The sequence below is a fragment of the Plesiocystis pacifica SIR-1 genome, from assembly GCF_000170895.1.
Taxonomy (GTDB): domain Bacteria; phylum Myxococcota_A; class Polyangia; order Nannocystales; family Nannocystaceae; genus Plesiocystis; species Plesiocystis pacifica.
In genome coordinates, this window is record NZ_ABCS01000105.1 from 15,156 (window position 1) to 34,049 (window position 18,894).

Here is an 18,894-nt window from a genome sequence, read left to right on the forward strand (position 1 = left end):
TTAGTTGAGCGCCCGGATCACGTTGTTGCCGGCGTCGCAGACGTAGACCGTGTTGCTCGGGTAGTGGAAGGCCAGCCCGACGGGGCTGCGCAGCTGGGTGTTGGCCGTGCCCTGGCCCTCCTGGTAGCCGCCCTGGCAGTTGCCTCCGCCGCCGCAGTGCTGGCCGACGTTGGTGCTCACGGAGGTCGTGGCGATCACGCCCTGGCGGATGGTGTGCTGGTTGAACTCCGAGAAGTAGATGCTGGTGCCGTCGGAGGTCATGCCGCGGGGACGGTGGACGCGGGCCATGGTGCCGACGGCGTCGACGTAGCCGGCGGTGCCGTCGCCAGCGAAGGTGCCGACGTAGGTGTCGAGGACGTTGTAGGTGCGGATCTTGTTGCCGTTGGTGTCGGCGATGAACAGCATGCCCGAGTTGTCCGAGGCCATGTAGCGCGGGCTGATGAAGCGGGCCTGGTTGCCGAAGCCGTCGGTCTGGCCCTGCTGGCCGACCTGCCCCGCGATGGTCAGGACCTCGCCGTTTTGCGGGTTGTAGCTGCGCAGGACCGAGAACTGTCCGTCGAGGAAGTAGACGATGCCGTCGTAGTAGGTCATCGCCCGGACGCCGGCCAAGGACGCGCCCTGGCCCACGCCGTCGGCGACCATGTTGTTGCCGCTGCCGGCGACGGTGGCCACGGCGTAGGGCGGGCTGAGGTCGACGGCCTTGATCTTGTGGTTGCCGCCGTCGCCGACCCACAGGGTCTGGCCGTCGGTGGTCACGGACTCCATGAACGAGAACTGGGCGTTGAGGCCGATGGCCGCGTCCTGGTCGCCCAGGCCTCCGCCGGCGACGGTGAGCACCTCGCCGGTGAGCACGTCGACGCGGCGGAGCACCGCGTGGGCGTTGTTGAGGGAGTCGCCGACCCACAGGTAGTCGTTGTCGGCCGTCAGCACGCACCAGCCGCCCAGGCGCGCGTTTTGGCCGACGCCGTCGACGAGCCCGGGGACCCCCGGCGCGCCCACGAACAGCGCGGTCGTGTTCTCGAGGTTGCAGGTCGGGTTGCAGGTGTCGCCGTTGTTGGTGTTGTTGTCGTCGCAGATCTCGAGGTCTTGGACGGAGCCGTCGCCGCAGCTGGCTCCGAGCTGCTCGAGCTGGCAGTTCGCGCTGCAGCCGTCACCGTCGGTGGTGTTGCCGTCGTCGCACTCCTCGGCCTCGCCGGGCTCGAGCACGCCGTCGCCGCAGGCGTTCCCGACCTCGACCTGACACGAGGCGTCGCAGCCGTCGTTGTCGACGTTGTTGCCGTCGTCGCACTGCTCGCCCTCGTCGAGGTCGACCTGGCCATCGCCGCAGTTGGGCGGGGGGTTCATGCCGCCGGTGGTGTCCGTCGCATCGGTGGTGTCCGTCGCGTCCGTCGTATCGGTGGTGTCGGTGGTGTCCGTCGTATCGGTCGTATCGGTCGTATCGGTCGTATCGGTCGTATCGGTCGAGTCGCTGCTGCCCTGCTCGCTGCTCTCGTCCTCGACGCACACGTTCATCTCGCACACGAGGCCCATGTCGCAGGAGCCCCCGTCGGTGCACGGGCAACCCTGAGCGCCGACGGAGCAGTCCTCGTCGGTGCCCGTGCCGGCTTCGTCGTCGGCCGCGGTCGTCCCGGGATCGGCCGAGTCGCCGCAGCCCGCGAAGGCGACGAGGGCGAGGGTCGAGACAAAGAGGGAAAATGGGCCAATCAAGCTACGCATGCAGCGATCATAGCGGTTTGGCGCGCAGTGCCGAATTGAAAAGAATGGTCGCGAACCGCCCTGGCATTCTCGTCAGTCTGCTCGCTCGAAGGCGAGCAGCTCAGCTCAGCTCAGCTCAGCTCAAATCGAGCCACAGCAAGCGCGGGCCTGCACCCTCGGCGAGCGCTCGAAGATTCTCGGCCCATGCGTCGCTCGGGTCGAGGCTGGCGCGCGCGAGCTGGCAGGGCAGGCCGGCGGCTTCGAGGCTGGCGCGGGCGCGGGCGGCCTCGAGTCGAGGCGTGACGATGTTTTGGGTCATCTCCGAGGCGCCGTTGTCGGCGACGACGATCAACAAGTCGTCGCCGTGGTCGATGGCGTCGAGCAGGCCGAGCCACTCCGAGTGGGGCAGGTTGGTGTCTCCGAGCACGCACACGGCCAGGCCTTCGGGTCGCGCCCGGGACCAGCCCGCGGCCATGGCGACCGCGCCGCCCATGTGCATCTTGACGTCGCAGCCGTGGTCCGCGAGGGCGAGCACGCCGGTGATGCCCGGGTCCGTCGCGATGAACACCGGGCGCGCCCCGCCGAGCTCGCGCAGCACCGAGAACAAGGCCTTGCGCGGATCCGCGTCGGGGAAGCCGGAGGCCGGGCGGTCGACGTCGAGCTGGGCCTCGGCGTCGAGGATGTGCGCCGGGAGCCCGTCGAGGGCAGCGGCGAGCTCGGGGCTCGGCCCAGGGCGGGTCTCGGGCCCGCGCCGACGCAGGCCCGGCGGGCAGCGGCGCTGGGCGTGGTCGAGGACCGCGTCGAGGGGCGCGCCGACGAGGCGGCCGATCGGGCGACGATCGCCGAGCTCGGCCCGCCCGACGACGCGCGTGTCGAGGCCCTCGCGGTGGAGCAGGGCGCGGACCTGGAGCTCGAGGGTCGGCGTGCACTCCTCGAGCACGACGAGCTCGCGGACCCGCCGGGCGAGGGCGAGGATGGGCGCGGCGGGGAGGGGGTGCTCGAGGCCCAGGCGCAGGCCCGGGAGCTCGCGGGCGCGGGCGGCCTCGGCAATGGGCGCGCCGAGGTGGGCGGCGACGACGAGGCCGAGGTGCAGGGACTCTTCGGCCGCGCTGGCCTCGGGCGTCCAGCCCCAGCAGCGGACCTGCGCGTCGACCCAGGGGGTGAGTCGAGCGAGGACCTCCGCCCGCCGCTCGAGGTGGGCGCCGTAGGTCCGGGCGCTCGTCGACAGCGAGCGCCCGCGCTCGGGCCACGCGGGATAGGGGGGCGGGGCGGCTGCACCGGGACCCGCGAGCGCGGCCCGACCCTTCGCCGCGAAGCAGCGCGCGTCCCCGCGGACGACCACGAGCATGCCCGCGCGCCGCGAGATCTCGCAGGCGGCCTGGACCTGCTCGACGATCTCCGCCACGGTCGTGGGCGCGATCACCAGCAGCTGGGGGCTCGAGGCGTAGAGCGAGCGGTTGTCCTGGGCCGACTGGCTCGAGCCTGGCTTGGCGTCGGCGCCCTCGATGAGCAGCAAGGGCGCGGGCAGGCCGTGGACCACGCCCATGGCGTGGAGCGCATCGGCGGCCACGTTCACGCCCACGTGCTTCATGAGCGCCGCGGCCCCGCGCCCGCCCATGGCCGCGCCGAAGGCCTGCGACAGGGCCACGTTCTCGTTGATGGCCCAGCGAAATTCGACGCCCCAGCGCGCGCCGTCGGCCTCGAGGCGCTGGGCGAGGCTCGTCGTCGGTGAGCCGGGGAAGGCCGTGGCAAATTCGATCCCGCCGGCTCGCAGGGCCGCCGCGAAGGCCTCCCCAGCGCCTTCGATCGCTTCGTCGTGCTTGGCATCCATGGTCTCGAGGCTCTCCGTCCGCGAGCTGGCTCACCTGATTGGCCGCTTCCTTCTGGGCTCAGAGGGAAGCTCGGGCCTGGGTCCAGGGGGGCGCTCCGGGATAGGATTGTCGCCACTGAGGACCCATGGACGTCAAGAAGATCTTCGAGATCATGCCCAGCCGCTACAACGGCGGCGCGGCGAGCAAGCCCACCGTTTACTACTTCTCCGTCGGCGACAACAAGTACACCGTCAAGCTCGGTGAGACCTGCGAGGTCGAGAACGGGAAGACCGTCGACAACGCGAACGTCATCCTCAAGACCACGGACAAGATCTTCCTGAACATGGTCCTGCACGGCAAGCTGCCCGGGCCCATCGACATCGCCCGCGGCAAGATCAAGACCAACGACCCCGGCGCGCTCCAGAAGCTGCGCGAGTGGTTCGACTTCAGCCAGTGAGCTGAGCCCCCTACCCCTGGAACACCGCATGCGCCGCGTACTCGAGCTCCCCTTCGCCCTCACGCTTGGTCTTGGTCTCGCCCTCGCGCCCGGTTGTGGCGACGACGCGAGCGAGGAGGAGGCCGCCCAGGCCGACGCCGCCGCGGACGAGGGCGAGGAGCAGCCGGTCGAGGAGCCGGCCGCCGAGCCCGAGCCCGAGCCCGAGGGCGCCGACTTGCCCGAGGGCATCGAGCGCTTCGAGCACTGGTCGCCGCAGCACGCCTTCATCAACGCCCCCGTCGTCCGCGGCCACGTCGTCTCCGACACGGAGCTGATCGTGGCCACGGGGGACGCCCACGTCGGGGTCAGCACCGACGGCGGCGAGAGCTGGCGGTGGACCAAGGCCGGCGACGCGGTCGTCGACGTCACGGGCTACCCGGGCGGGCCCTACGTCGCGCTCCACGAGGGCGCCATCTCGGTGTCGAGCGACGGCCTGCGCTGGTCTCGATCGCCGCGCTGGACCGCGGACCGCCTCGTCGACGTGGTCGCCGCGAGCATCGGGCTGGTCGCGATCGGCAAGGCGGGCGCCTGGGTGCACTTCGACGAGCAGGGCGTGGGCGTGGCCGCGGGCCAGCTGCCCAACAACTTCAAGGCCAAGGCGCTCACCGAGCTCAACGGGGCCGTGCTCGCCTGGGCCGGCAAGTCGGGCTACGGGACCACCAACGGCGCCGACTGGACCGAGCTCGAGCTCGTCCCGCCCATGCCCGACGCGCGCACCCACCTGACCAGCGCCGGGACCTGCACCCTCGGCCGCGTGGGTAAGGCCAAGGGCGTGACCTGCTCGGTGTCGGGGACGGCCTTCGGCATGGACGGGGCCTTCGCCGTCGAGAACCGCGGCGTGGTCTCGCTGACCACCGACGGCGGCGCCTCGTGGACCACCGCGGCCCTGCCCTTCAGGGGCGCCAACAGCATCTTCGGCGACGCCTCGGCCTACTACGCCCTCGGCAACGGGGGCAACATCGCCATCTCCAAGGACGGCGGCGCGACCTGGGTCGACCAGCGCTGGGAGGAGTCGGCCAACCTCGCCGACGGCGTGGTCGCGGGCAGCGACGTCGTCATCGTCGGCTCGCGCGGCGCGTTGATCTACTCCAACGACGGCGCGCAGAGCTGGGACTTCGCCGAGGCGCCGGCGGGCAGCAACTTCAACTGGGTCGGCCGCCTCGACGGGGAGTTCATCGCCAGCGACGGGCGGACCTTCCTGGCCAGCGAGCACGGGGCCGAGTGGACCGTGCTCGAGGAGGCCATCGAGCTCCCGGGCAAGTTTGGCGCGTGCGCGGACCTCGACGGCGGGCAGCCGGCCGAGGGCGAGTCTTGCCGCTACGCCGCGACGATCACGAGCCCCGAGGGCAGCCCCAACGTCCGCGCGCTGACCTTCACCGGCGACACGGGCCTGGCCATGGGCGACGACGGCCTCGTGGCGGTGAGCCACGACGGCGGAGCGAGCTGGGCGACGGCCCACGGCCTCGGCTACGGGCGCAAGGGCGCGACGGACTTCTCCGTCCGCGGCCAGACCCTCGTGGCGACCAACGGCGCCCGGCTGTCGACCTCCATCGACGGCGGCGCGACCTGGGTCGAGGGGGGCCTCGTCGGGCGGCCGCGCATCAACGCCGTGCACGCTTCGGCGATCGGCCCGCGCCTGGCCGTGGGCAAGGGCACCATCTTGGTGTCCAGGACCGATCCTTCGATCTGGCTGACCATCGAGGACCTGCCCAAGGGCGACTGGATCGCCATCCACGAGGTGGGCGGGGCGCTCTACGCCGCGGACCTGCGCGGCGGTCTGCTCCGCAGCGAGGACGGGGTCGCGTGGACACCGCTCGTGACCGGGCTGAGCGCCCCGGTGGTCGACATGGCCGGCGAGGGCGAGATCGTGTGGGCTCGAACGGCGGCCCCGCGCCGGGGCCCCGAGCTCTTGTTGCGCAGCGAGGACGGCGGCGCGCACTTCATCGTCGTCGGCGCGACGGTGGGCTACGGCCAGCTCCGCGTCGTGGACGGCGCGATCCGTCACGGGGATCTCGAGTCGAAGGATCAGGGCAAGACCTGGCGCGCCGTCGAGGGCCAGCTGCCGGGCGAGCCCCTCGAGGACGGCTCGGGGATGACCATGACCCGGCGCTCGCGCTACGACAGCCCCGACTTCCTCGTCCTTCACAAGGCCAAGGCCGGGGGCGAGAGCGAGCGGATCGTCATCAGCTCCGCCCACGTCGACGGCGGCCAGATCGACTGCGACGCTGAGACCGGCTGCTGGCTGCTCTCCCGCGGTGTCGTCTACCGCCCCCTGGGCCGCTGAAGCCGGCGGGGGGTGTCGGCCCCACGGTGAGCCCACAACCAAAAAACAACCCCGAGGGGGTCGGGTCCTCGGGGTCGGGTGTCCAGGCGTCCTACTGACCCTGGCTACCTATCTAGCTACCAACTACCTGTCTATCTACCAACTACCTACGTCTACCTAGTTACCAGCCAACTACCAGCTACCTACCAACTACCTACCAACTACCAACGACTACCTCGCTACCACCTACGGCCGAAGCCGAGCGCCACATGGGGGAATCGAACCCCCGGTACTGGATAGACAATCCCGTGTGTTACCATTACACCAATGCGGCATGCGTGTGGGGTGAAGCGATTTAATGTCGATGCTCTATCCTTTTGTTTGCGCATTCGCGCGTTCGTGAAGCTGACGACGGGACTCGAACCCGTGGCCTCCGCCTTACCACAGCGGTGCTCTGCCTCTGAGCTTCGTCAGCGAGATGTGTCGAGCGCTGGGGGCAAGAGACCCCGCCGGCTCGGGGGTGCCCCCCTGCCAGCTCGCGGGTTGGGCCTCCGGCGCCCTCGCTGGCGACCCCCTCGGGGGGCGCCTCGTGTTCATCGAAACACGCCGGAAATGCTCAACACGCGGCCGTAGCCAGGGGGGTATCGCCTTGGGGGGCACCCAAGCCGGGAAGTCGTTCAAAGCCTGTGGCGACGATGCCTCCGGCTCGGGCTGACGGTCCCGATGCGATCCCTCGCGCGCGACGACTGGCCGTGGGCCAGTTCGTATCGCTATGCGTGGAGCGTTTCATGACGTGGATCTCAGGGAGTGAATGCGAAGCGTCCGGCGCTCTCCCACAGCGGCGAACGCTGCGAAAACTAGTCGCCGCTACCGAATGGGTCAAGGAGAAAATATCGACTTTTTTCGATGCCACTCGCAGACGCGAATGTGGATGGCTGGTCCAAGGACCGAGTCCCAAGGTCACGCCCCCCGCGCCGGTCGTGGCTGCTACTGTGGCCGCCATGGTGGAGCGTCCGACGGTGATCCTGCGAGACTGCAAGGTCTACGACCCTCAGCGCATCCGCCGGATCGTCCGCGAAGGCCTCGAGCGCCTCGACCTGCGCCCCTACGGCCAGACCCTGATCAAGCCCAACGTGGTCATGTCGGGGCCCCGCTTCCCCCACGCCTATACGCGCCCGGAGTTCACCGAGGGCGTGGCCCTGGCCATGCGCGACCGCGAGGACGGGCGCATGGCGGCGCTGCGCATCGGAGAGCGCTGCGGCATCACCATCCCCACGCGCTTCGCCTTTCGCGAGGCCGGCTACCCGCGCATGGCCAAGCGCGTCGGCGCCGAGCTGGTGCACTTCGAGGAGGTGCCCCAGGTCGAGGTGCCCCTCTACCACCAAGGGCGCCTGCGCGACTCCCTGTTCACGCCGCGGACCGTCGCGGAGGCCGACTTCTTCGTCAACTGCCCGAAGTTCAAGGCTCACCCGTGGACGACGGTGACCTTCAGCCTCAAGGCCTACATCGGCATCCAGGACGACCGCCACCGGCTCATCGACCACGACCACTCGCTCAACGAGAAGGTCGCCGACCTCCAGTACATCATCCAGCCCAAGTTCATCGCCATCGACGCGATCACGGCCGGCGAGGGGCGCATGCTGACGCCGCGGCCCTACGAGCTCGGGCTGGTGATCATGGGCGACAACCAGGTCGCGGTCGACTCGGTGTGCTGCCAGATCATCGGCCTCGATCCGATGAGCGTGGACCACATCCGCATGGCCCACGAGCGCGGCTTTGGCCCGACGGCCCTCGACCAGATCCAGGTCGAGGGCGACGTCAGCCTGGCCGAGGCCCGGGTCCGCGCGGCGAACTTCGAGGTCGGGCTGATCCGCGTGGAGGACTACTTCGCGGGCACCAACATCCGGGCCTACGGCGGGCGGCCCCCGGGGCCGAGCCGGGCCGAGGGCGGCCACGACTACTGCTGGGGCGGCTGCCCCGGGGCCCTCGAGGAGGCCATCGAGATCCTCCGCCTCTACGACGAGAACGCCAGCGAGAACGTGCCGGTGACCCACGTGGTGTTCGGCAAGTGGGACGAGCCCCTCGACGTCAAGGCCGGGGAGAAGGTGCTGTTCATGGGCGACTGCGCCGAGTACCGCGGGCCCGTGGGCGACCGCCTGATCGAGCGCGAGAGCCTCTACCGCGACCGCAGCGAGCTCAGCCCGCTCGCGGCCAAGCACGACGATCTGGTCGCCAAGGCCCTGCACGTCCGCCGCAAGTTCCGGCGCCTGCGCAACGCCGACGTCATCGACATGCCGGGCTGCCCGGTGAGCGTCGCCGAGCAGGTGCTCAGCCTCGTCGAACTGGGTCGTTTGCCCAACCCCTACCTCGACCCCCAGCTGGTCGTGCCCTTCGTCAGCACCTACCTGTCGTGGCGCACGCGCAGCGTGCTGCAGCGCCTCGTGGGCCAGCGCTACAACCTCCCCGGGCCCACGCTCCGCGGCGCCTCCCGGCCCGCGCAGAACCTGCCCCCGGCGGGGGCTGACCTGTCCCTCGAGGCGCGCAGCTCGGACGCCTTGGGCGAGTGAGCTGGGCTTTGTAGAGTCTGGGCATGCGCCCGCTCGCGCACGCCGCTTCGTTCTCTGCCTTCTCCCTCGTTGGCCTCGTGTGCTTCGCCTTCGGGGGGCTCGCGTGTCAGGCCACGGACCCCCTGGACTCGACGCAGGCGCGCAAGCTCGACGCCAGCGAACGCGACGCCCTGGCGGAGGCGGGGCAGAGCGAGGCCAAGGCGAAGGTCGAAGGCGAGTCCGTCGAGGCGGCGGGGGTGCGGATGACCCTGCCCGAGGACTGGACCGTCGACCCGAGCTCCGCGGCCGACCCGAACTACCTGCTCGCCGTGGGCCCAGAGGCGGGCGCCGTGCACTCGCCGGTGTGCTCGATCGAGCTGCGTCGCCAGGGCCTGGGCGCGCTGGGCAAGGCCTTTCGGGTCGCCAAGCGCGAGGGCGGGACCCTCGACTACACCCGCGGTCCGCTGCGCGGGCGGGCGCGCGAGCTCCCTGGCCCGAGCCCGGACGCGCGGGTCCTCGTGCACTGCCGGGGTTCCCGCAAGGGCGGCGGCTGGGGTGCGATCCAGGGCGCCTTCGAGTCCCTCGAGGTCGTCGGCGAGGCGACGCTCGCTAGCCCACCAGCGGGCGCGGGGGTGGTCGAGCTGTGCACGGCTCAGCCCGTTCGGCGGACGCAGGTGTGCGCGCGTCGAGGCGACGGCGGGATCTACTGCGGCGAGACCGAAGGGAGCGCGCTCGAGCGCGTCGAGGGCCTGCCGCCGGCGGTCGAGCTCGCGTGCGAGTTTGGGCGCAGCTGCATCCGCGACGCCGAGGGCGTGGCCTGGTGCTGGCGGCCCACGCTGGCGCCCGTGTCCTTCGCGGAGCTCGGCCCGGTCCGTCGCCTCAGCGACGGCTGCTTCGTGCTCGAGGCCGAGGGGCGCGTGCTGTGTGCCCCCGGGGACGCGAGGCTGGCCCCCGAGTCCTTCGTGGCCGTCGAGGGCGTCGAGGGCGTCGAGGCCGTCCTCGACGGCAGCAGCGCGAGCTCCGGCTGCGCCTGGGTCCCCGGTGCGGGCACGGCCTGCTGGGGGGAGGCCGAGGCTCGCTACTCCGCCGCCGATCGAGCCGCCCTGGCAGGCCTGGACGGCCCCGTGAGCGCCCTCGAGGACTGGAGCGGTCGGCTGTGCGCGCGCACGGGAGAGGGCCGCTCGGAGGCGTGGGCGTGCGCGGCCGAGGGGACCCTGCGCCGCCTCGATGGCTGCGCCGCGCGGGCGTGCAGCTGCGCCGCGCTCAGCTCGGCGACCTTCAGCTGCGAGCACGAGACCCACCCGCGCGTCGATCTTCGTCCCCTCGCCCGGCTCACCGGCGTGTCGACCAAGGACGGCCCGTGCGTGGGCGGCTCGGACGGGCGCGTGGTCTGTCGTGGCCCCGACACGCAGACGCAGCTGCAGGTGCGCGCGGGCACGGAGGCGGACATCTTCCACGCGCTCGACTGGCCGGGCTGAGGCAGCTGAGGCAACCACGGGCAAGAGGGAGGTCGCGTGCGACCTCCCCTAAGGCAAGCTCGAAGAAAATAACGAGAGCCGTCAAATAGATTGCGAGAAAAGGAGCGCGCCCGGGGGCAAATCAGAACAGGCGCTTGCTGGGGACGGACTCGGCCGAGGGCACGCGGGGCTGGTCAAAGTCGATGCGCGCGGTGACCTCCTCGGAGCCGGCCCAGTTGGCCGAGCCGCTCGCCGAGCTCTTGGCCACGGGCTGCGCCGGGCCGGCGGCGGGGGTGCTCGGCGCGGCCGGGCGACGCATGGCGTTGCCGCCGTTGCCGAGCTGCAGGGCGAGGCGGAGCAGGGCCTCGCGGTTGCCGGTGTTGGTCTTGGCGAAGATGTTGTGCATGTGCCACTTCACGGTCGCGCGGCTGATGCTGAGCTCGCGGCCGATCTGCTCGTTGTTGCGGCCGCGGAGCACGAACTCGAGGATGTCCTGCTCGCGGTCGGTGAGCTTGTGGTTCTGGGCCAGGCGGGTCACGGCCCAGCGCAGGCGAGCGGGACCGTCGCCCTCGTCGAGCTGGCGCAGGACGCTGTAGCCGAGGGCCTCGAGCACGGCGCTGATGCGGGCGGCGTCCTCGTCACGGGCGACGCGGATGTGAACCTCGTTGCTGGCGAAGGCGGGGGCGGTGGAGACGGCGGAGGCGTTGGTGATGGTCATGGTGATGTCCTGATTTCGCGGGTGTGTGGGAGGTCTGGAGAAGCTTTGGAGTCTCGACGTTGGCGGGGAGCGGCGGCTGCCCCCGTCGGCTGCACACACAACATGCACCCCCGCAGGCCGGACCGTCAGGGACCGCAGTGCAACCGGCGGGTCTCCAGGCCGAACCAAGAGTCGGTGACGAGACTTGCCGCAGACCGCCCACAGGCCTGCGAATTCGGTGGGTAGACAACCTCGGGGACGGGTCGACACCCATCCCGAACCAAGCGTCACCGTTCGTCACCGTTCCAACCCCGTCGCCTGGTTCATTGGTTTGTTCGCCGCGAGGCAACCAAACTGGGGGCCCGAGCAGGGGGCAGGGGGAGTGGCTCCAAAGGTGCACAAAAAGAGAGAGCCGGAGCGTTCGCTCCGACTCTCTCTTGGGGTTGTCTAAAAGGCTGGGCTCAGCCCCAGGACTTCGAGGGCACGTCCTCGGCCGCGATGATCTCGCGGACCATGGCGGGGTGGAAGTTCGGGCCAGGCTTGGCGGGGACCTCGATGGGCTGGGTGGGCTGCTCGGACTGGGGCTCGCCGGGAGCGTCCTCTTCGCCGCCCTCGCGGACCTGCTGCTTGCCCCCGAGCTGGAGGGCGAGGCGGAGCAGGGCTTCGCGGTTGCCGGTGTTGGTCTTGGCGAAGATGTTGTGCATGTGCCACTTGACGGTGGCGCGGCTGATCTCGAGATCCTTCCCGATCTGCTCGTTGTTGCGACCCGCGAGCACGCGCTCGAGCACGTCCCGCTCGCGCGCGGTCAGCTTGTGGCGGTGGCACAGGCGGTTGACGGCCCAGCGCAGGCGCGCGGGCCCGTCGCCCTCTTCGAGCTCGCGGAGCACCGTGTAGCCCAGGGCTTCGAGGACGGCGCTGATGCGCGAGGCATCCTCGTCGCGCTCGACCCAGATCCGGACTTCACAGTTGGCAACGGTAGCGGCGTTATTGGCAATCACTTCATTCGACACGACGGTATCCTCGACTCCTGAGCTCGCGCTCGATGAGCCCGACGGCTGCCGGGCTGTAAAGGTGAGACACGACGGCGCGTTCGCGGCCGACGGCCTTGTTCAACACGGCCTTGCTGTGGATCTTGCTGTCGCGCAGTCCGAGCAAGGTGATGACTTGTCCAACTCGTTGGGGGGTGACGCCCAAGTGGCGTCGAGCGATCTGTGTGGGGCTCAACCAGCCGTGCTCGATGCTCGGCTTGAGCTGCCACAGGGACCCGTCCAGGGCCATCTCTGCGGCGGTGACTCGGTAGGCCTGGACGACCTCGGCGTCGACCTCGGCGCCCTGATCGAGGACGTCGCACAGGCCCTCGAGGGCGTCGTACTCCCAGCGCCGACGCTCGAAGTCGAGGCGCTCGCGGGCGATCAGCGAGGCCTCGCTCTCGACGGCGGAGCTGTAGCGAGCCCGGCGGGTGAAGGCCTCGGCCTCGGGCACGACGCGCTCGCTGATGTGCTTGAGCAGGCGCAGGCCGACGTCGCGGGTCGAGGGCTCGTCGCGGGCGAGGCCGGCGACGGTCAACGCGACGCCAGACTCGAGCAAGAGCAGGGCGCTGTTGGCCTCGACCAGGCTCGCGGGCAACACCACGCCGCGCTCTTCGAGCACCGCGCGCAGCTCGGCGAGCTCGAGCTCCCCGATGCGCAGCCAGTGCTCGCCCTCGCGGGCCTCGTCGACCCAGTCCATCGCAATGCGACGCGCGAGGTCCGAGGCGCCGTGCTCCAGGCCGAGCCCCAAGATCGCGGCAACCTCGCTGGCGAACCAGCATGGCCGTCCATCCATCTCCAGACACAAGAGCGTGCGACCTTCGAAGCTGGCGACGAAACAGACCCCTGTCGGAGGTCGGGTGGGCTGATCCCAAACCTGATCGGCGGGATGGTTCGGGCTTTCGTGGCTGAACATCATCGGCGGTTGTGGTTGGGCGATGCGCCATGCGTCGCCGTGGCATCACCTTGGAACGCCAGGACCCGGACCGTCAGGGACGCTGATGCAACCTGGGGGTCACCGATCCGAACCGAGCCAACGGACGCGAACCGTTCGCCTGCCCGCCCAGTCGCCGGGAGCCCGCCGGCACCCAGGCCGGGCAGAGCACCGTCAACCTGGCGTGTTAGCGGGGGGTTGACCCCATCGGCCGGGCGGCTGCGCGCTTTCGCCACAGCCCGTCCACGGGAAGGGTGTCACCGAATTGACGGGGGCCGTCACCGTATCCGGGCGGATCGTTACCGCTAACGACCATCGGTGACGCGCTTTCGCGCACACCCAGGGGTCGGCGCGCGGGCCATCCGTGAGTCGGGCCCAGACCGGGCCGTCGCCGAAGCGGCGATCCAGCCGCCCTCGACTGATAGCCTGTTCGCAATGAGCGCCGAGCCCCACCGACCGAGCAGCCCCGATCCGATGAGGGGCCAGCTCACGGTTTGGGCAGCGCGAGTCGCAGGGCCGCGGAGGGTGTTTGGTGAATGTTCCATGTCCCGTGGAGCGCGCTCGAGGGGCTGCGTGATGATCGCCTTTGGGATCGCGGTGATCGCCGCAGTGCATGCGCCGCAGGCCCTCGCGTGGCACGACGACGGTCACCGCATCGTCGGTGAGATCGCCGAGCGCAACTTGTCACCCGCGACCCGCGCGAAGGTCCGCGCGCTGCTCCAGGGCAGCGATGGAAAAGGCGACGGGAGCCTGGCGACGGCGTCGATCTGGGCCGATCACGAGGCCCGCGAGTCGCCCGAGTTCGCGTTCGCGGCGTCGAGCCACTACGTCAACCTAGACGGCCCCACGAGCCCGCGAGAGCTCCACGCGCAGTGCCTCGAGCGGGCTGGTTGTCTGGCGACGGCCGTTCCTTATTACGCGGACATCCTGCGCAGCGAGGGCGCGAGCGAAGACCAGCGCGCCGAGGCGCTGCGCTTTTTGGTCCACTTCGTCGGCGACGCCCACCAACCATTGCACGCGGGTCGGCGGGGCGATCGAGGCGGCAACGACATCGATCGCCTGACGATCCCGGGCTACACGGCGAAGGGCGAGACCACCAACTTGCACGCGGCCTGGGACGGGGCTCTGGTCGCGCTCGCGTTGACCGAGCGCGGGGTCGACTGGAAGGCCTACGCCGTAGCGCTCGACGCGGGCATCGACGCCGACGCGCGCGCGCGCTGGGTGGGCGGGACCATCTACGACTGGCTCGAGGAGTCGCGTCGATTCGCGGCCGCGGAGGCCTACCTGCACGTCGACGGGCTGACCCCCGTTCGCTCGGGCGACACCCTCGGCGCGGACTGGTACCGCCGCAACTCGTCGACCGCGGAGCAGCGCTTGAGCCAGGCCGGGGTGCGCCTCGCCGCCTTGCTCGAGGCCATCTTCGAAGACGCCTGAGCGGCCCCCTAAGGGGCGGCCCGAACGAGCTCTGGCCAGTCCGCTGTCGATTTTAGCCGTCGTGGACGACGCCACACCCTCCCTGCCCTACGTCCGCGGCTCAGCGTGTTCGCCTCTGCGACGCGTGCTAGCTTCAAAGGTGCTCTGCTCGTCTGCTGGTTCTAGAACTCCCTGGCTCGAAGCGCTCCTGGGCGGGCTGCTCGCCGCTGTCGTCTATCTATCGCCAGGATCGTCCCTGGCCTGCGACGCGCCCGTCGGGCCGATCACGGGGAGCTCGGCAGAGCATGAGTTCGAGTGGTCCACGGTCGTGGTTCGGGCGACGGTCCTCTCCTATGACGAGCCGGCCCTGGCCACGGATTGGTACGGCCTCCCGTACCCCCTGAACATCGTCGTCTGGAAGACCCTGCGCCCCCGGGTCTCGGCGACCCTGCGCGTCGAGGAGGTCTGGAAAGGATCGGTGACCCGGGAGATCACGATCTACTCGGACGACAGCAGCTGTGGCGAGGGCTTCCGCGATCTGGCGCCCGGCGACGAGCTGCTGCTCTTCGCCTATGAGGATCACGGCATCGAGCTGGGGCCCGGTCGGGAGCCGGTGCCCATCGAGCACGAGTGGGCCCAAGAGGCGCTGGTCTGGCTCGGGCCGGGGCAGACCGAGGTCCCGCGTTTGATGACTGGGCGGGTCCTCCGAGGTCTCGGCGTGGTGTTCGTGCTCTCGCTGGTCCCGGCCCTGGTCTGGCGTCGCCGCGCGGCAGGGGCGACGTCGAAGCCGGACTGAGTTCTACTTTGCCCCCACAGGCGTTTGGGGACCGGGGGCGCTTCGTCGCTGTCCGCTCCTCCGCTTTGGCTTGGTGGGCAATGGGGTTCGTGCCTTCGAGAAGGCTGGTGGTCGCCCCCGCAAGCGGGGGCGTGGATTCCTCGACCGTCTACCGAGAAAGGCAGCCGCCCACGGGTTCAACGCCAGCTGAGTTCTACTTTGCCCCCACAGGCGTTTGGGGACCGGGGGCGCTTCGTCGCTGTCCGCTCCTCCGCTTTGGCTTGGTGGGCAATGGGGTTCGTGCCTTCGAGAAGGCTGGTGGTCGCCCCCGCAAGCGGGGGCGTGGATTCCTTGACAGTCTCTGATACGAAACTGACCGCTCGGTAGTCCGCGGGGGGCTGTTTCATCCTTGGCAGGCCGAAGCCTCGACTTCGGTGATGGCTGATAAGAAACTGACCACTCGGTAGTCAGCGAGGGCTCGCTTCATCCTTGGTAGGCCGAAGCCTCGCTTCGGTGATGGCTGACCTGAGTCGTGGACGTGGGGCAGGGAGGGCGTGGCGTCGTCTACGACGGCTAAAATAGATAGAGGGGCGGACAGGACTTGTTTTGGCCGACCCTCTAAGCGCGGTCGAAGGCGACCTCGAGCAGGCGGTGCTGCGCGGTGAAACCTGCCCGCTCGATGGCTTTTTGCGCGCCCGGGTTGCTGGCCTCGGTCGAGCAGATCGCACGCAGCCCGCGCGCGCCCGCGCGGACGATCAGTTGCTCGAGGATCCGCGTGGCCAGACCCCGCCGGCGGTGTCGCTCGGCGACGACCATGCCGAGGTCGGCGACGCCGGGCTGCAGCGGGCTGGGTCGCAGCTCGCCGGCCGCGATGAGCTCGGCCCCCGACCACAGCCCATACAGCTCGCCTTTGGCGATGCGCGCTCGGTAGTAGCCCGTGAGCCAGTCGCGCGGCGCTGGAATGGCGAGCTCGCCAAAGTCGAGGGCGAGCGCGAGCTCTCCGGCGGTGAGCTCGCGGAGCGCGGTGCCTTCGGGGGGACTCACTTCGCGGCTGTAGGCCTCGTCGCGCGCTTGGTAGAGGTGCGCGTTGACGGCCACGCGTTGCTGGCGGTCTATGGCGAGCGATAGAAAGCTCGGGCTCGTGGTCGGGACCATCGCCCCGTCGGCCTCGGCGGCGACCAGGCCGAAGGCCGCGCGGGCGAGCTCGGGTCGGCGGACGAAGAACTCGAGCACGCGCCGCTCGGCGTCGACGGTGGCGAAGCCGACGAGGGCGTCGCCCGCTTCGATGAGTGTCACCTCAGCCGCCAGCGCGAAGCTGAGCCACATGCCGTCGAGGGGCGCGGTGTTCGACTCGAGGTAGGCGCGACGCAGGTCGACGACGTCGAACTGCGCGCCAGGGCGAAGGCGAAGGCGAAGGCGAAGGGCGGTCACGCGGCGGAGTGTAGCCGTCGTGGACGACGCCACGCCCTCCCAGTCCCACGTCCACGACTCAATGCTCGCCGGACAGCAGCGCGTCGATGTGACGTCGGACCAGGCGCAGCGCGGCCGGCTCGAGCCCGCTGATCGCCGAGAGCAGCTCGCCGCCCTCCCAGCCCGTGTTGGCCGCGGGCAGCTGGCCGAACTCGCAGGGCTCGGTCAGGGCCTGGAGGGTGTCGAGGAACTCGTGGATGTCGGCGAAGCGCTCGTCCGGGTCCGGGGCGAGGGCGAGGTCCAAGAGCGCGTCGAGCTCGCTGGGGCAGTCGCGCCCGAGCAGGGTGGCCCGGCGACGCTCGGCGTCGAAGATCGGCACGCGGGTCGGGCGGAAGGGGCGGCGGCCGGCGGCCAGCTCCCACAGCAGGACGCCGAGGGCGTAGACGTCGGAGCCGTGGTGGGCCGGGTAGCCGCCGTGGAGCTCGGGCGCGGTGTAGGGGCTCGAGCCCCGCCACTCTCGCTGGTCGTGGCGATCGGCGATGGCGGCCAGGCCAAAGCCCGTGATGGTGAGCTGGGGCCGGGGCAGCTGCTCACCGTCGATGCGGATGACCTCCGGGCACAGGCCGCCGTGGACCCGGCCGAGGTCGTGGGCGTGGGCCAGGGCCTCGCCGACCTCGATGACCAGGGCGCGGCAGGCCGCCCACGACCACCCCGAGTCCACCTGCAAGCGCGCGCGCAGGCTGTCGCCCGGGCTGGGCACGGTGATGAGGTAGGCGCGGCCGTCCTCGTCGCAGGCGAGGGTGCGGGAGAACTCGATGTTGTCGTGGACCTCGAGCTCGTCGTCGCTGGCGATCAGCGAGGCGAGGGCCGGCAGGGCCTCGCGCGGGAAGCGGGCGCGGTCGAGCTCGAGGATCTGGACCCAGGCGTCGGTGACGGCGTCCTCGCCCTGGATCCACTGGCCGAAGGGGCCGCGCTCCAACTGATCGAGAAAAGTATAACGATGGGAGAGCGTCGAGCGCTGCTTCAAGCGCCAATCGTCGGTGCTCATCCGTACGCCCATCCCGCGATCACAATAGCGGCGCCATGTCACCTTGGCCACCATTATTTCACGGAGATTGGGCACGTAGAGCCGATTTGATCGGGCTTGTTTTCGCTCGACTCCGCCTTTGCTGGGGCGAATGACCACACTTTTTGAGGGGCCTAGCGAAAGTGTCCATGCGATTTTTTGTTCACGGTTCAGACGAGTGGAGACAAAAGCCCCACCGCTGAGGGCGCACTGACGATTTGCGTCACAGGCCCATCCGCCGGTGCCGCGAAGCTACCAGCCACACTTTGGATCACATGTGTGTGTCATGACGTGTCCTCGCCGTTGGATACTCTTTGCCGTGCCCAACGAGCTGCGCCCGCTGTGGACCCTCGACCCCGAGGTCCGCTTCCTGAATCACGGTTCCTTCGGCGCCTGCCCGCGGGCCGTCCTCGAGCACCAGCAAAGCTGGCGCGACCGCATGGAGCGCGAGCCCGTCGCCTTCCTGGCTCGGGCCATTCACGCCGAGATCGATCGCGCCCGGGCCAGGCTCGCCGAGTTCCTCGGCTGCGACGAGGCCGGGCTGGTGTTCGTGCCCAACGCGACCACCGGGGTCAACGCCGTGCTCCGCTCGCTGTCCTTCGCCCCCGGCGACGAGCTGGTGATCACCAACCACGGCTACAACGCGTGCAACAACGTCGCCCGCTACGTGTGCGAGCGCGCGGGGGCGCGGGTCGTCGTCGCCGACATTCCCTTCCCCATCGCGCGCCCCGAGCAGGCCGTCGAGGCCATCGAGGCCGCGCTCAGCGAGCGGACCACGCTCGCGCTCATCGATCACATCACCAGCCCCACGGGCCTCGTATTGCCCATGGAGTCCATCCTCGAGCGCTGCGCGGCCCGGGGCGTCGACGTGCTCGTCGACGGCGCCCACGCGCCCGGTCACCTCGACCTGGAGCTCGGCGCTCTCGGGGCGCCCTACTACACCGGCAACCTGCACAAGTGGGTGTGCACGCCCAAGGGCTCGGCCTTCCTGCACGTCCGCGAGGATCGGCGCGAAGGCCTGCGACCGTCGGTCATCAGCCACGGCGCCAACATGCCGCGGGCGGACCACTCGCGCCTGCAAGACGAGTTCGACTGGCCGGGGACCCTCGACCCGAGCGCGTGGCTGAGCGTGCCCTTTGCGATCGACTACCTGGCCAAGCTCGTGCCGGGCGGCTGGGCGGAGATCCGCCGACGCAACCGCGCCCTGGCCCTGGCCGGGCGCGCGTGCTTGCTCGAGGCCCTCGGCCAGGACGCGGCCGCGCCCGACTCGATGATCGGCAACCTCGTCGCGCTGCCCCTGCCG

Annotated in this window: 14 protein-coding genes and 2 tRNA genes; 7 read left to right on the forward strand and 9 right to left on the reverse strand. The window is 70.3% G+C overall.

Features of this window, described 5'->3' with window-relative positions; genetic code table 11:
- Together PPSIR1_RS49715 and PPSIR1_RS33955 are read right to left on the reverse strand one after the other, a co-directional pair.
- Positions 1–1,716: a DUF4215 domain-containing protein gene (locus PPSIR1_RS49715; protein WP_006975780.1), complete on the reverse strand. Its 1,716-nt coding sequence runs from the start codon at positions 1,714–1,716 to the stop codon at positions 1–3.
- 115 nt (positions 1,717–1,831) lie between these two features.
- The gene (locus tag PPSIR1_RS33955) at positions 1,832–3,526 is read right to left on the reverse strand and encodes a thiamine pyrophosphate-dependent enzyme (RefSeq protein WP_006975781.1); all 1,695 of its coding nucleotides are present in this window, start codon (positions 3,524–3,526) and stop codon (positions 1,832–1,834) included.
- A 125-nt stretch (positions 3,527–3,651) separates the two neighbouring features.
- On the opposite strand from PPSIR1_RS33955, the gene PPSIR1_RS33960 reads away from it, so the two are divergent.
- Both PPSIR1_RS33960 and PPSIR1_RS33965 read left to right on the forward strand, forming a co-directional pair.
- Entirely contained in the window at positions 3,652–3,963 is a 312-nt protein-coding gene (locus PPSIR1_RS33960) for a hypothetical protein (protein WP_006975782.1), read from the forward strand.
- A 28-nt stretch (positions 3,964–3,991) separates the two neighbouring features.
- Positions 3,992–6,286: a sialidase family protein gene (locus PPSIR1_RS33965; protein WP_006975783.1), complete on the forward strand. Its 2,295-nt coding sequence runs from the start codon at positions 3,992–3,994 to the stop codon at positions 6,284–6,286.
- 242 nt (positions 6,287–6,528) lie between these two features.
- Here PPSIR1_RS33965 and PPSIR1_RS33970 read toward each other — a convergent pair.
- Positions 6,529–6,599 (reverse strand) — tRNA-Asp (locus PPSIR1_RS33970).
- Between the two features lie 69 nt (positions 6,600–6,668).
- Positions 6,669–6,740: transfer RNA gene (locus PPSIR1_RS33975), tRNA-Thr, on the reverse strand.
- Positions 6,741–7,266: 526 nt separating this feature from the next.
- Here PPSIR1_RS33975 and PPSIR1_RS33980 point away from each other — a divergent pair.
- Both PPSIR1_RS33980 and PPSIR1_RS33985 read left to right on the forward strand, forming a co-directional pair.
- Entirely contained in the window at positions 7,267–8,832 is a 1,566-nt protein-coding gene (locus PPSIR1_RS33980; protein ID WP_006975784.1) for a DUF362 domain-containing protein, read from the forward strand.
- A gap of 23 nt (positions 8,833–8,855) precedes the next feature.
- Positions 8,856–10,289 (forward strand): RCC1 domain-containing protein, encoded by a 1,434-nt coding sequence (locus PPSIR1_RS33985; protein ID WP_006975785.1) that lies wholly within the window; start codon positions 8,856–8,858, stop codon positions 10,287–10,289.
- A 121-nt stretch (positions 10,290–10,410) separates the two neighbouring features.
- Here the strand turns inward: PPSIR1_RS33985 and PPSIR1_RS33990 are convergent, their stop codons facing one another.
- The 3 genes from PPSIR1_RS33990 to PPSIR1_RS34000 all read right to left on the reverse strand — a co-directional run bounded on the left by PPSIR1_RS33990 (position 10,411) and on the right by PPSIR1_RS34000 (position 12,789).
- The gene (locus PPSIR1_RS33990) at positions 10,411–10,986 is read right to left on the reverse strand and encodes a response regulator transcription factor (RefSeq protein WP_006975786.1); all 576 of its coding nucleotides are present in this window, start codon (positions 10,984–10,986) and stop codon (positions 10,411–10,413) included.
- Between the two features lie 440 nt (positions 10,987–11,426).
- Positions 11,427–11,963: a response regulator transcription factor gene (locus tag PPSIR1_RS50910; RefSeq protein WP_006975787.1), complete on the reverse strand. Its 537-nt coding sequence runs from the start codon at positions 11,961–11,963 to the stop codon at positions 11,427–11,429.
- 1 nt (position 11,964) lies between these two features.
- Positions 11,965–12,789: a hypothetical protein gene (locus tag PPSIR1_RS34000; protein ID WP_157596259.1), complete on the reverse strand. Its 825-nt coding sequence runs from the start codon at positions 12,787–12,789 to the stop codon at positions 11,965–11,967.
- A 714-nt stretch (positions 12,790–13,503) separates the two neighbouring features.
- Here PPSIR1_RS34000 and PPSIR1_RS44635 point away from each other — a divergent pair.
- Both PPSIR1_RS44635 and PPSIR1_RS34010 read left to right on the forward strand, forming a co-directional pair.
- A complete protein-coding gene (locus tag PPSIR1_RS44635) occupies positions 13,504–14,361 on the forward strand; it encodes a S1/P1 nuclease (protein ID WP_006975789.1) in 858 nt (285 codons plus the stop codon).
- Between the two features lie 139 nt (positions 14,362–14,500).
- The gene (locus tag PPSIR1_RS34010) at positions 14,501–15,136 is read left to right on the forward strand and encodes a hypothetical protein (protein ID WP_157596260.1); all 636 of its coding nucleotides are present in this window, start codon (positions 14,501–14,503) and stop codon (positions 15,134–15,136) included.
- A gap of 597 nt (positions 15,137–15,733) precedes the next feature.
- Here PPSIR1_RS34010 and PPSIR1_RS34015 read toward each other — a convergent pair.
- Positions 15,734–16,546 (reverse strand): GNAT family N-acetyltransferase, encoded by an 813-nt coding sequence (locus PPSIR1_RS34015; RefSeq protein ID WP_006975791.1) that lies wholly within the window; start codon positions 16,544–16,546, stop codon positions 15,734–15,736.
- Between the two features lie 58 nt (positions 16,547–16,604).
- Positions 16,605–17,573: a protein kinase domain-containing protein gene (locus tag PPSIR1_RS34020; protein ID WP_157596261.1), complete on the reverse strand. Its 969-nt coding sequence runs from the start codon at positions 17,571–17,573 to the stop codon at positions 16,605–16,607.
- Positions 17,574–17,910: 337 nt separating this feature from the next.
- Between PPSIR1_RS34020 and PPSIR1_RS34025 the strand changes: the two genes are divergently transcribed.
- A partial coding sequence (locus PPSIR1_RS34025; protein ID WP_006975793.1) for an aminotransferase class V-fold PLP-dependent enzyme occupies positions 17,911–18,894 on the forward strand: 984 nt, incomplete at its 3' end.

What these genes read in the sequence shown, in the direction of transcription:
- PPSIR1_RS49715 (WP_006975780.1), bottom strand. Translation starts at nt 1,716, where the DNA reads ATGCGTAGCTTGATTGGCCCATTTTCCCTCTTTGTCTCGACCCTCGCC.
- PPSIR1_RS33955 (WP_006975781.1), bottom strand. Translation starts at nt 3,526, where the DNA reads ATGGATGCCAAGCACGACGAAGCGATCGAAGGCGCTGGGGAGGCCTTC.
- PPSIR1_RS33960 (WP_006975782.1), top strand. Translation starts at nt 3,652, where the DNA reads ATGGACGTCAAGAAGATCTTCGAGATCATGCCCAGCCGCTACAACGGC.
- PPSIR1_RS33965 (WP_006975783.1), top strand. Translation starts at nt 3,992, where the DNA reads ATGCGCCGCGTACTCGAGCTCCCCTTCGCCCTCACGCTTGGTCTTGGT.
- PPSIR1_RS33980 (WP_006975784.1), top strand. Translation starts at nt 7,267, where the DNA reads ATGGTGGAGCGTCCGACGGTGATCCTGCGAGACTGCAAGGTCTACGAC.
- PPSIR1_RS33985 (WP_006975785.1), top strand. Translation starts at nt 8,856, where the DNA reads ATGCGCCCGCTCGCGCACGCCGCTTCGTTCTCTGCCTTCTCCCTCGTT.
- PPSIR1_RS33990 (WP_006975786.1), bottom strand. Translation starts at nt 10,986, where the DNA reads ATGACCATCACCAACGCCTCCGCCGTCTCCACCGCCCCCGCCTTCGCC.
- PPSIR1_RS34000 (WP_157596259.1), bottom strand. Translation starts at nt 12,789, where the DNA reads ATGGATGGACGGCCATGCTGGTTCGCCAGCGAGGTTGCCGCGATCTTG.
- PPSIR1_RS44635 (WP_006975789.1), top strand. Translation starts at nt 13,504, where the DNA reads ATGATCGCCTTTGGGATCGCGGTGATCGCCGCAGTGCATGCGCCGCAG.
- PPSIR1_RS34020 (WP_157596261.1), bottom strand. Translation starts at nt 17,573, where the DNA reads ATGAGCACCGACGATTGGCGCTTGAAGCAGCGCTCGACGCTCTCCCAT.